This window comes from Cyanobium gracile UHCC 0281, assembly GCF_034931305.1.
In the GTDB taxonomy this organism is placed as follows: domain Bacteria; phylum Cyanobacteriota; class Cyanobacteriia; order PCC-6307; family Cyanobiaceae; genus Cyanobium; species Cyanobium gracile_A.
This window is the reverse complement of sequence record NZ_JAYGHY010000019.1, coordinates 38,010-50,699: the sequence shown is the minus strand read 5'-3', so window position 1 is coordinate 50,699 and position 12,690 is coordinate 38,010. Positions and strand designations below refer to the sequence as shown.

Below are 12,690 nucleotides of genomic sequence, written 5' to 3'. Positions count from 1 at the left end.
GGGTCTGACGGCGGGGCGGCCGCGGCGGCAGGTTCTGGAGGCTGAGGCCGTCGATCTCCGGCACCACCGCCGAGCCGCCTTCCGGCAGCAGCCGTACGGCGCCGCTGGCCTGCAGCGGCAGGTCCTGCGGGCCGCCCCTGGACGGCCAGAACTGGAGGCTCACCTGGTCGGGCTGCTCCCCGCCCGCCTGCACCAGCAGCTCGCCGCGGCGGTTGGCACTGATGTGGGCGAAGACCATGTCAGCGGGGCCGAGGGGCACCGGACTGCCGGCCTGCACAGGGCTGGGCGCCGCGTTGCCGTGGCGGCCCAGGGGGCGCAGGGGCTGCTGGCGCAGGGGCACCCGCCAGACCCGGAAGCGGCCGGCTTCGGAGCGGGCCACCACCGCCACGGCCTCGCCGTTGCCGAGCGGTTCGAGCATGGTGATCCGCGGCCAGACCGGCGTGATCGGGTGCCAGCGGCCGTCGTGCTCGCGCAGCTGCACCTGCTCGCCGGCGCCCACCGGCACCACCGCCAGCAGCCGGGGGCGCGGATCCCATTGCCAGCGCTGGGGGGGCAGGGCCAGGCCGCGGCGATCGCGGCCGGCGAGCTGGAGGATCAAGGGGGAGCTGATCCGCTGGTCGGGGGAGAGGTTGAGCAGCAGGGTGTCGCCGTCGCCGAGCCAGCGGTGGGCCAGGGCCGGCGAGAGGCTGCTGCTTGCGGCCAGGCTGGCAGGATCCATCGGCCGGCTGAAGCGGGCCTGCAGGGCGGCGGGTCCGGAGCTGGCGGCCACCGGGGTGAGCCGCTCGAGCCGGGGCGGGTGGTTCAGCAGCAGCTGCTGCTGGACGAGGGCCAGCAACCCGGCCAGGCCCAGGCTGAGCGGCAGGGGCCGGGCCCAGGGGAGACGGGAGAGCGGGCTCATGGTTCCAGGGGCCGGGCCGGCCGGGGGATCGGCCGGATGCGGCTGGGGACCACCTCCAGCCGTTCGCCGCCGCCGGGGGCGGGCTTGAGGCCCATCACCCCGTCGATGGCCAGCCACTGGTCGGCGGCGAAGGGGGCCGCTCCCGCCGGCCAGTGGACGGGCAGCCCCACCGGGGAGGCGTCGGCGAGGCAGCAGCGCACCAGCAGCCGGGCCAGCTGGGGAGGTTCCCCTTCCATCGGCAGCACGAAGCCGCTGATGCGCACCGGATCGCCGGCGAACAGCTTGGGATCGGGCTGGCTGCGCAGCAGCCGCACCCAGTCGGTGAGGCTGCGCTGGGCCGGCGGCAGCACGAAGCTGAGCTCGCTTTCGGCGGTCTCGTCGCGGGGGCGCTGGCCGGCCAGATCAGCGAAGGAGGGGGCCGGTGGCAGCAGCAGCACCAGCAGGGCAATGGCGGCGGTGAGCAGCAGGGTGCGGGCCTGGCGCCGGTCGCCCCGCTCCTGCCGGCCGGGCCCGAAGGCCAGGCGCAGCTGCAGCAGGGCCACGGCCAGCAGCAGCAGGCCGGCCAGGGCCACCAGGGGGTGGAAGACGGCCCGCAGGAGGAGATCGAGGCGGCCGTCGACGCTGCTGACCAGCAGCACCAGGGCCCAGAGGCCGAGGCTGGCGGCGCGCCAGAGGGCGGCCCGTTGAAGCAGGAGGGGAGTCACAGGCGCCACAGGTTCACCCACTGGCCGATCAGCAGCACCATCAGGGCGGCCCCGGCGGTGGTGAGCACCAGGCCGCGGGGTCGGAACAGCAGCCCGAGCAGGCTCACCAGCTTGAGGTCGATCACCGGTCCCAGGAGCAGGAAGGCGAGCAGGGCCCCGGGGGTGACCTGGGCGGCGAAGCTGAGGGCCAGGAACGCATCCACGCTCGAGCACACCGACACCACCAGGGCCAGCAGCATCAGGGCCAGGATCGAGAGGGTGGGGGCGCCGCCCACCGCCAGCAGCCAGCTGCGGGGCACGAAGGATTGCACCAGAGCGGCGATGACGCAGCCCATCACAAGCAAAAGGGCCAGCTGCAGGAATTCCTGGCTGGCATGCTTCATCAGCTCCGCCAGGGGCGGCCGGGGCGGGGCGGCCTCAGCGCTGAGGGCCGATGCTGGCGGCGCCCCCACCAGGCCGCTGGAGCGCTCCAGCAGCCCCACCGCCGCCAGGGGCTGGTGCAGGCGCCGTTCGGCCAGTAGGTCGGCCTGCAGCAGCAGCGGCTCGGGCACCAGGCCCAGCAGCAGGGCCAGGGCCACGGCCACCAGCACGGCGCCGAAGGGGCGGGCCAGCAGCAGCCAGGGCTGGTCGGGGAAGGCGGCCCAGGTGCTGGCGATCACGATCGGGTTGAGCACGGGGGCGGCGAACAGGAAGCCCAGGCCGGCGCCGAGGGGCGCGCCACCGCTGAGCATGCGGCGGGCCACCGGCACGTTGCCGCATTCGCAGGCGGGCAGGGCGAAACCGAGGGCGGCGCCGGTGAGCGGACCCAGCAGGGGATGGGACGGCAGCCGCCGCAGCCAGCGGCCGCCGGGGGCGAACCAGCGGGCGCCGGCGGAGATCAGCACGCCGATCAGCAGGAAGGGCAGCGCCTCGATCAGCAGCCCCTGGAACAGGGCCCAGGCGGTGGCCAGACGGGTGAGGATCACGGCGCCGGCCAGGGCTCCTGAGGCGTGGCGGCAGCGTCGAACCAGGCGGGCACGGCGGTGAAGCGGGCGGCATTGGCCTCGTTCTCGCGGGCCTCGACGCGCCAGCAGCAGCTGCGGCCCCCATCCCGCTGGTGCAGCAACGCGTTGGCCCAGCCCCACACCAGTTCGGCGCTGGCCTCCATGCCCACGTTGGCCATCACGCGCAGGTCGAGGGCGCCCTGGTCATGCAGGGCCTGCCACTGGGCGAGGAGGGGGTCGTCGTGGTTGACCAGGAAGGTGTGGTCGAACTGCTCTTCCAGCCGCTCGCGCAGGGGCTGGAGGCTGGAGAAGTCGACCACGAAGCCGTGGACGTCGAGGTGGTGGGCGGCGAACCAGAAGGTGAAGCTGCGGCTGTAGCCGTGCACGAAACGACAGTGGCCCGGGTGGCGCCACTGGCGGTGGCAGCAGGGGAAGCCGCCGTAGCTCTTGCTGCAGGTGTGGGCGGCGGGGATGGGCATGGGGGAGGATCACTGCAGCTGACGTCGCGTCCCGTGGGGGCTCCCTCCGCCGCTTCCCCTGGATCCTGTCATCCGCCCAGCCCCGGTGGGGGGGCGGCGCTGCCCGGCCCGGAGCTGATCGCCACGTTGCGCTTCGATGGGGCGGGGCTGATCCCGGCGATTGCCCAGGACTGGCTGGATGGGGCGGTGCTGATGGTGGCCTGGATGAACCGGGAGGCGATCGAGCACACGCTGGCCACGGGCGAGGTGCACTACTGGAGCCGCTCGCGGCAGGAGCTGTGGCACAAGGGGGCCAGCAGCGGCCATTTCCAACACGTGAGGGGGCTCCGCTACGACTGCGATGCCGATGTGCTGCTGCTGACGATCGAGCAGACCGGCGCGGTGGCCTGCCACACCGGCGCCCGCAGCTGCTTCTACGAGGAAGGTGCGGAGGCCACCGCGGGCGGCCCGGACGCCCTGCCGCCGCCGGCGGATGTGTGCACCGAGCTGGCGCGGGTGATCAACGGGCGCCGCGAGCGCCCGGAGCCCGGCAGCTACACGAACAAATTGCTGGAGGGGGGCGACAACCGCATCCTCAAGAAAATCGGCGAGGAGAGCGCCGAATTCGTGATGGCCTGTAAGGACGACGACCCGGACGCGATCGCCGGTGAGGCGGCCGATCTGATTTTTCATCTGCAGGTGGCCCTGGCCCACCACGGCGTCGACTGGCGCCGGGTGCAGGAAGTGCTGGCCGAGCGGCGCGGCGCGCCACGGCGCGAATGAGCCGGTTGCAGCGGGAACTGGCCTGCCGCCGGCGGCTCACCGATGGATCGGGCGAACGCTGGCTATGGGCCCTGGGCTCGAGCCTGCCCTGGGTGGGGCCGGCGGTGCTGCTGCTGCACGCCCTGACGCGCCGCACGATCACACCGTTTCTCTATGGCCTGACGGCCCTGGGGGCGGTGGGCTTCCTGGTGCTGACGCTGGGGGGCCTGCCGGACGACCTGGCCAACCGCAACCGGCTGCCGTCGGGCACGGTGCCGGCGGCGATCACGTTGATCTGTGTGGCGGCGTTTGCCTTCGGGCACCGGCAGGGGCAGGAGAAGGCGGCGGTGGAGGCGCGGAAGTGGTTGGAGTTGGATCGGTGAGAAATATGATCTGATGTGAATAATACCCTTATGAACAGACCATCTTGCTTGCTCAAATTGCTTTACTTATTCTGAAAAGCTGTGCTAAACCTGAAGCGATGAGAAGCTGATGTAAAAGCGGTAAAATCATTTTCTGTGACTTATTAATCCGAAATGGCTCAACCAAAGCACAGAAGGAATTCCATCACAGACATGGTATGGAATTCAGGGGATCTCGAAAGATCCTAGCCCTATCAGACAATATAGAAAGAGTCTCATTGCATCGCCTGGATTGCTCCTCCTCGGGAGGGCATTATTGCCAATCATTCGAGGCTCCATTAAGCACCTAATGATAAGAAGTTAAAGCAAGAACTGAAAGGCAAGCCTCTTCTAGACGTAAACTCTATCAAGGCTGAATTCAGATAAGACCTTCTCTCATACTCCACTTTATGTGCGAAGTCATGCAGGTATCATTAGGATAGAATGGCTCAATAGAAAAACATGAAAAAGGAACATCGTGTAAAGGATTAGAGAGCAAAGGCTATCCGCTAATCACTGTGAAATCGCAGTTGAAAGCCAGCGATGTAGGCAATATGCAGAAAAATTGTTTCGAGATTATCAGTTTCTAAGGCCACCAGCACCTACAGCTGTTCGGGTGTGCCGCCGTGCAGTTCATAGCTTTCTCCAATGCTTTGTAGCAAGGCTGCATATTGATCTTGATCCTTCTCTTGAATCTTCCGAAGGATCAATCTTGCAACCGATCTCATTTCAGGTACGTCTATCGGCTGGATGCTTCGCTCAAACATGCCAGCCAAGTGCGAGTACTCATTGTTAATTCTTTCTGTAAGTGATGTGGCTAGTGCGTCGTCTCCAAAAAATCGAGCAAGCTTAGTGTCTTTCTCCTCTACAGCATTCGGGAATTTATAATATAAGAATGCTTCAAGAAACTTTCTCGCATTATTTCCGAAGTTATAGTAACAGCCATAATCATCTTCGGACAAAACTTGCGCATTGGCGCACTTGAAAATCTGGTGAAACAAGAAGTTGAACTCCGTGACGTAGTCTTTGAGGTAACGTGGCATCAGAGATATGATACTGGCCTTTTCAGTCCGTGCAATTATGAAGTATTGAGACTTTGATTTATTTGATGCTCCGGGAAGTCGCTTCAGATATTTCAAGAAATCTAGATTGTGAGTTGACATGAATAGCTGCTTGAAGCGCTCCCGCTCTGTCGTCTCGCCATCATTAGCGATTAGCTCAGGCGTGACGATCTTTGCATTGATGAGACTATAAACGAAAAAGATATGGTTTGAATCGAGGCTGGAAATAGGATCATCAATCCAGATAATCGGCTGGTTTCCCTTAGTATCGATATCCTCAAGCTTTGCAATGAAGTAGCAAAATGCAATCAGACTGCATTCTCCTTCACTAAGGTGGAAAGCTTTCTTATCGTCGCGAGTCACTTCAAATCGGTATCCCGTTGAGGAATCTCCTGGGGTTGTTTCAACAGCTTTGAGTGAAAGAAACTGGTGTCCGAAGAAATTGTTTAGATAGTCATTCACTCGTTCAGCGCCTTTGCTCTCATCTTTAAGTTGAGCCTTCAGTTCGACGATCTTTGCACGCTTCGAATTAACTGTTATCCTTGCAGAATTCCTAGTTGCCTCTGCCTCGCCTACAATCACAAATAACGAATCAATGGCTTTACATTCATTCTCGTACTTTATAGCACTTTTGAATGTATAAACTTCATTGAGGCGCAGATCAGCGCGAGCCTCCGATTGGATTGCGCTCAGCGAAGCAGTGAGCTGGTTTGATTTGACTCGTATTCCTTCAAGTATAGCTCTAGCAGCATTTAACTCATCAACTGCGGATGGAGGGGCTTCGAACTCGAGTGAATTAAAGATATCTATCTTTCGATCATTGAGTTTCTGTTCTATGGCATCAAGGCCATTCAGATAAATGGCAGATTGAGTTGAATACTGGTTTGCGACAGAATCTAACTCTGTGCTGAACTTTGAATAAAAGTCTGAGATCTTGATTCTAAACTTGTCGGGAAATTGAGCACGCTCATGCTCAATTGATTTAAGAAGGCTATCAATGTCTCCTCGAAGCACTTCAGATTCCTGATTAAAATGATTATCTAGTTTGTCCCATAAATCTGAAGGGAGGCTATTCCCACAAAAAGCGCATACATCCCTTTCTCCTTCGTGATGGCCTCGCCCAGCTCTTACCCATGCCGCTAATGCCGCATCGTTGAGAAGCTCTTGAATTGGGGCAGAAGCTTGAATTTTCTTAGTTACTAACTCATGAGCCTTTATCGCTATCGTCGAGTATTGAAGATTGAATGGAGATAACTCAGGAATTTCTGGTTTGGGATCTTCCCTTAGGATGTTATGGAATTCGCCTATTTGATCATCAGTAAGTGGTGAATAGGAGTCTCTCGAGACTGAAGAGATATCTTCTTTTAGTTTAGGTACATTATATATGGCTACACCAAACAATCTATTGTGCTTGATTCCGGATCCCGGCTTATTAGACTTGTCACGTAGCTTTTCTTCCAACTCTGATACTTTATCGTCATGAGCCTTTCGGGCTGTAGCAAGCTTTTGCTCAGCACCCTGAAGTCCCCCAAGGAGGCCAGACATATCCTCTTCTGACCCAAGCTCGGCTTCAAGCATGGTGATCTCATCCTCAAGCCTTGTGTTGTCTTCTCCCAAGATGGCAAACGAATTGATTGTGTGCTCATCATCAACAATGAAGCGGAGATTTTCTTTTATGAAATCTTCATTGAAAACCCGAATTACTTGGCCGTGACTACCTAAAGAGTCTTCAGTCACGGTGCTGCCACCTTCAAAGGTTACCTGAAACTCAGGTGAGCCATATTTTTCTGAAATTGAATCGGTTTCAAGCGCTCTAAAGATTCTAGACAAAGTTGTCTTGCCTGAATAGTTTCTGCCGTAAAGGATGTTGATCCTCTTGAACTCAGCGATATTATTCCCTCCATCCCTTACGGAAGAAGCCCAATGAAAGTCACGAAACACTGCCATTCCCCGAATCAAATCAATCTTCCGGATCTCGCCAGCCATGGAAAGAATCTGTTGGTGACTAAAGCATATAGCATGACTTCAATGATTGCTATCTCGCAGCCAGCCTCTTTCCAAGGAACCTAGGCAGAGATCCTAAGGGTGTCCGTGATCATGCTGAAGATCGTAGATGAGGCTACCCGTTCAGAGACTCATATAAACGAAAAAGATTTTGCTTTAATCCTGGCGATCTGCCGATAATGAACAATCGCTAGGTAGATGGCATCTCTTAGCATATGTGGCACCATCATAGTTACTAGGGGCTCGCTAATCTCTTGAGAATGCAGAGCCAAGCGCCTCTAAGGCTCACAATTCAAGGGGCCTTGTGGGGTCTTTCATTTAGTGAGGGGAGGCTGTCGACGATCCTATTTGTTTCAAGAGAGACGCGGATAACACGCCTAAGGAGATCGATAATGTAACGGGGGTTGTCATGTTCGTGGCACCAGTCATTTGGATCATTTGTGATGCCACTCTTTTTATCAACGGTGTACTGGTAGCGATCCATGACCCATTCGATCGCAGGTTTTCCATTTACGACATAGTCGTAGGCATTCAAGGGGATGCCTGTGAGAGTGACTTTGCTGTTGTAGATGATGCGGGTCTTGTCCCACTTCAGCCCTTCAGCTTTCTGAGCTTCGTTTGGGCGAGAGAAGGTCATTTTCTTAACCCTGTATAGGTCCCACGGGTCTAGGCATAGCTGGTCACTCTGCTCTTGTGCATCGGGACACGGGTCAATGGTCTCGTAGCAAAGGTGCCAGTGTGCGAGATCTCGGCCTGAATTGGTGAAGGCTTCGTAGTCAGCGCGATCGTTTGTCAGAGGGATGCGAGGCAGCATCTTCTTGAGATCTACGGCAAAGCGCTCTCGATATTCAAGCGAATGAAGTATGCCATATACATAGTAGAAGATGTCCTCCTTGCTCACATCATCACCATAAGCACTGCGGAATTCTGCAAGTATGGCGTCAGTGAGCGCATACTTGCGGTGGTATCCGTAGATGACCTCGCCTTCAATGTAGGCATTGTCGAAATCTAGTTGGGCTAACTCGGCCTCGGGCTTCTCAAATAGATATAGAGGAAAGCATTGTGATCCGGAACTGACATCAGCGAATGAAAGGTTGGGAATTAAATCGGCGATCGTAGTGGAGAAGGCTGAGCGGCTACCTATGCCCGACACGCAGATCGCGATGTTTGCATGGCTTTGAGAGGGAAAAAACTGATTATGCTTGCCTGGTCGATCCACCAAAAACCGATCAAAATAGAGGTGTGATTTGGAGAAAGGGCGATAGGCTGTTAATCGAAAATGACTGCTGTTAAATGCTGCTTCTCTTCTTGCAGCAAACTTATTAAGCAGGGTACTTGACCAGGCGATTCGTGTGGGATCCTTCTTGGAGGGTTCAACAGATTCATCGGTACTAGTGATTGAGGTTAGTTCCTCATTGTAAGCATCAATGGAACCTTGAATTACTTTAGAGAGGTGCGCTTTCCCAAATCCGCAGACCCATGAGTCGCGATTGGTTGAAACACCCAGGCTTCTTGCTGCGAAGAAAGTTTGCTGCTCATCTTCAAACAGAGGTATGAATGAATCGAAGGCAGGATCACGTTGATTGACCCAGTCTGCTTCTGGGTTCGGATGAATCTTGTGCCATTGCTTCCCCCGATGGAGGCCATTCAGACTTGCAAGCTTGGCCACAATGCTGAGCTTTTCTGTGCGGCTTAGATACTCGCCTATGTCATAGTAGAAAATCTCTCCGGGAGGCCCTTTATCTGGATTGCGAACTAGAATCGAGATAGCAACAGGGGTTCTTGAACCCGAACCAAAAATCTTACCTCCTTCGCGCCGAGACTCCTCTCCAGAGGTGCGTTGGTTGCCTCGAAGATTAAACACGTAGATCGACGTGAACTCGTCTACTAAGCAGCTGCGAAGACCATCCATATTGTTTGCATCTACAAAGTACCCGTTAGTTACAAAACCAATAATTCCTTGTACGCCGATTCGGTCTGATGCCCAGCGAATGGCGCGAATATATGAGTCGTATAGGTGCCTCTTGAGCGTTGCTTTTGATCGCCTAGCGTATGTCTCCTCTATTCTGCTGTCTAGGTGAGGATAGCGTAAATTCTGATTATCGTCATTAGCGCTTCCTTGCCCAACAGAATAGGGAGGATTTGCGATAACGACTCGGATGGGGGCCTTTTTCTGCCGAGTTACCCGCTTGTTGTTTACTGGAAACATGACGTCTTCTAAATCTGTCTGACCTGATGCTTCGGCAAGCTGGAAGGTGTCGGTAAGGACGATACCGTCGAATGAGATATACTCGGTCGCCTCGGGTGTATTCGACTCGTCTTCGATCCTGCCTTCGGCGTCCTCTTGCTGAAGGGCGTGGTAGGTTTCCTCAATATTGATTGCTGCGATGTAGTAAGCCAAAAGCACGATCTCGTTGGCGTGGAGTTCATGGGTGTACTTACGGTAGAGGTCTTCCGGCTTGATGATGCCGCTCTGAAGGAGACGGGTGATAAAAGTGCCAGTGCCGGTAAAGGGGTCGATGATGTGGACATCTTTGGCGCTGAGAGAGGTCTGGAATTCGTCTTGGAGCACATCTTCGATGGATTGGATTATGAAATCGACTACTTCGACGGGCGTATAAACGATACCGAGCCGCTCGGCCAATTTCTTGAAGGCAGTAGAGAAGAACTTGTCATAAAGTTCTAGAATTACCTTTTGTTTGCCTTCGGCATTGTCAATCCCAGCCACACGGGTGCGAACCGAGGCGTAAAACTTCTCTAGGCTGGCAATCTCCTTTTCGAGGGCCTGATCGCTCAGGACATCTAGCATCAATTGCATTGCTTGGGAGACCGGGTTGTGGTCTGAGAAGGCGTAATCTGCGAACAAGGCGTCAAAGACGGGCTTAGTGATTAGGTGCTGAGAAAGCATCTCGACAGCTTCACCTCGAGTGATGGCTGGGTTGATATTTGTGTGGAGGCCGGAGAGGAATTGTTCAAACGCTCTGACGTGGCTTGGGTCCCCTTCTTTGAGGAGGAGCTGGATGCGGTCGGTGTGGCGTTGTGCAATCTTGGCTACATCCTCTGCCCATTTGTGCCAGTAGCGCCGCTCTCCGCATTTTTTGACGATACGAGCGTAGAGGGCGTCCTTCCATTCCTGAAGCTGGTGGAAGAAGTCGAAGGCGGTTTGCTCCGCACCCATTGATTTCTTATCTGCGACGTCAGCATCCAGGTTCGAGTCTTTGGCCTCGCCACTCACGTCAGCTTCACCGATCCCGATGATGCCGATTTGTTTTGGAGGCTTCTTGTTCAGTTCGATTTGGTTGATGGTGGCGTTAAATCGATCGTCGTGGGAGCGGAGAGCTTGGAGTACCTGCCAAATGATTGCGTACTTTTTGTTGTCCCTGAGTGCTTCCTCGGGGGTAACGCCGGCTGGGATTCCGATGGGAAGGATGATGTAACCGTATTGCTTGTCAGTTGCCTTGCGCATGACGCGGCCGACGGACTGGACGACATCGACGACAGAATTTCGCGGATTGAGGAATATCACGGCGTCAAGGCTGGGAACATCAACGCCTTCGGACAGGCAGCGGGCGTTTGATAGGATGCGGCAACGCAGGGCGGGGCCTGGTTCCTTAAGCCAGTCAAGCTTGTGGGCGCGGGAAATAGCGTTCATGCCTCCATCGACGTGGTCGGCTTGAACTTCGAGAAGGTTATCCTCTTCAGGGTTGTCAGCTTTGTAGATCTTGACGAGTTCCTCAAAGTAGGTGCAGAATGCTTTGGAGTCCGCGATGGAGCGTGAGAAGGCGACGGCGGTGCGCATTGGGGCGAGGTCACCGTATAGCTCTGCCTCGTCAGCAGTGGTATGGTCGAGTTTTTTGGCGAGACCATTCCAGCATCCTGTGATTCGGACGGCATCGTCGAGTTTTAGGGAGTTGTCGGCATCGGTGATTAGCGCCTGGAAGGCCTTGGCGGCATAGCCTTCGTCTACCGCAAGGACAAGGACTTTGTAGTCCGTTAGGAGGTTCCGTTCAACGGCTTCTCCAAAGCCGAGCCGGTGGAACTCGGGGCCATAGAGGGCCTCATCGTCCATTGAGCAGAGCGTGGCTTCGGCGTCGTCGGCCTTGGATTTCGTCTCATCGCCATAGACTCGTGGAGTTGCTGTCATGTAGAGACGCTTGTCTGCCCGGATATAATCGTTGTTGTGAATTCTGACGAAATGCGACTCGTCTTGCTCTGAGAGTGTGACTCCGGTTGTGCGGTGCGCTTCGTCGCAAATGACAAGATCAAAGACGGGAAGGCCGGCCTTTTGCGCTTCATGGACCGAAGCAATGGAGTGGTAAGTGGAGAAGACGACGGCCGTACCCCGGTTTTCTTTGGACTGCTTACGCTTCTTGATCTTGCGTTGAATGGCGTCCCACTGGCGGATAAGGGCTTTGGTGTTGGTTGTAGCCGGAAAGGCGAGGTCGGTAATGTCTATCTCAGTATTTTCGTCGTCCCTATGCTTACGGCGTCCTATGTTTGCATCTGAACAGACTGCGATAGCGTGTATGGGCTTCATAGAGTATGCTGTCCACTCGCGGAGAGTCTGGGCGAGCAATGCGAGCGAAGGAACGAGGAAAAGAACGTTTCCACCTTTGGCAATCGCTTCTGTGATTGCGAGAGACGTGTAAGTCTTCCCTGTTCCGCAAGCCATGATCAGCTTGCCGCGAACGTTTTCGGTGAAGCCGGCCTCCACATCGGCAATTGCAGCTTGCTGGTGAGGACGAGGATTCCGCTTTTTCAAAAGCCTCAGCTTGTTGATCGAGTTCAGGGAGAAGCTCGACCAGTCCACGGGTGAGGCGTCAAGATCTTGAAAACGAAGCTTTTGGATGGGTTTGCTCTGATCCTTGATTGTGTGCTCTACGTTTGATCCCCATTTATCAGTGGTAGAGACAATTATGCCTGATGCGAACTGCTTCTTCCCGAGGGCAGATAGAAATGAGTCGATATCTGCTTTGGCGAGATGATGATCTGGTAGGTAGAACTTGCACTGGATTCCGACGATGTCGCCAGTTGCTTCTTCTTCGGCAACAATGTCAATTCCGATATCGCCGACCTCGCCCTTGTGCGGCCATTCGTTCCAAAGCCAAACGTTGGAGAATCGTTCGGCATATTGGGGGTCGAGTTCGAGGTAGCGACGGATGAGTCGCTCGAACTTGTCACCGAGGTCACGATTGTTTAGCGCGGCTTCGCGGAATTCAGCGAGGATGGTGAGGATGCTCATCTCTTTATCACAAGCAGTACTTAGGTGGGCCAGGCTTCCGCCAGTCTGCAGTGCCATAATGCCGCATGAACCCCCCATGAGCAATTGTGTTAGCCCCGGGAACACGTACACTTTTCTCTATGATCAAGTGCTTTCTTTGGTGCTGATCTGTAAGGGCACACGGTGAATGGCATATTG

7 protein-coding genes and 1 pseudogene are annotated in these 12,690 nt (G+C 56.4%); 2 read left to right on the top strand and 6 right to left on the bottom strand.

Annotation, left to right across the window (positions count from 1 at the left end):
• From VB739_RS07920 to VB739_RS07905, 4 genes and pseudogenes are all read right to left on the bottom strand, one after another.
• Positions 1 to 898 (bottom strand): annotated as a pseudogene (locus VB739_RS07920) (hypothetical protein); the annotation flags it as partial.
• Positions 895 to 1,602, bottom strand: a complete 708-nt coding sequence (locus VB739_RS07915; protein ID WP_323356553.1) for a TIGR03943 family putative permease subunit — start codon at positions 1,600 to 1,602, stop codon at positions 895 to 897. The gene VB739_RS07915 and the pseudogene VB739_RS07920, both read right to left, overlap by 4 nt.
• Entirely contained in the window at positions 1,599 to 2,567 is a 969-nt protein-coding gene (locus tag VB739_RS07910; RefSeq protein WP_323356552.1) for a permease, read from the bottom strand. Before VB739_RS07910 ends, VB739_RS07915 begins: the two co-directional genes overlap by 4 nt.
• Positions 2,564 to 3,064, bottom strand: a complete 501-nt coding sequence (locus VB739_RS07905; RefSeq protein ID WP_323356551.1) for a 6-carboxytetrahydropterin synthase — start codon at positions 3,062 to 3,064, stop codon at positions 2,564 to 2,566. Before VB739_RS07905 ends, VB739_RS07910 begins: the two co-directional genes overlap by 4 nt.
• Before the next feature lie 99 nt (positions 3,065 to 3,163).
• On the opposite strand from VB739_RS07905, the gene hisIE reads away from it, so the two are divergent.
• Positions 3,164 to 3,826, top strand: a complete 663-nt coding sequence (hisIE, locus tag VB739_RS07900) for a bifunctional phosphoribosyl-AMP cyclohydrolase/phosphoribosyl-ATP diphosphatase HisIE (RefSeq protein ID WP_323356554.1) — start codon at positions 3,164 to 3,166, stop codon at positions 3,824 to 3,826.
• Positions 3,823 to 4,188: a hypothetical protein gene (locus VB739_RS07895; RefSeq protein WP_323356550.1), complete on the top strand. Its 366-nt coding sequence runs from the start codon at positions 3,823 to 3,825 to the stop codon at positions 4,186 to 4,188. The genes hisIE and VB739_RS07895 overlap by 4 nt, the downstream gene beginning before the upstream one ends.
• Before the next feature lie 620 nt (positions 4,189 to 4,808).
• Here VB739_RS07895 and VB739_RS07890 read toward each other — a convergent pair.
• Positions 4,809 to 7,253: an AAA family ATPase gene (locus VB739_RS07890; RefSeq protein WP_323356549.1), complete on the bottom strand. Its 2,445-nt coding sequence runs from the start codon at positions 7,251 to 7,253 to the stop codon at positions 4,809 to 4,811.
• Between the two features lie 310 nt (positions 7,254 to 7,563).
• Positions 7,564 to 12,513: a DEAD/DEAH box helicase gene (locus VB739_RS07885; RefSeq protein ID WP_323356548.1), complete on the bottom strand. Its 4,950-nt coding sequence runs from the start codon at positions 12,511 to 12,513 to the stop codon at positions 7,564 to 7,566.
• Positions 12,514 to 12,690: the final 177 nt, after the last annotated feature.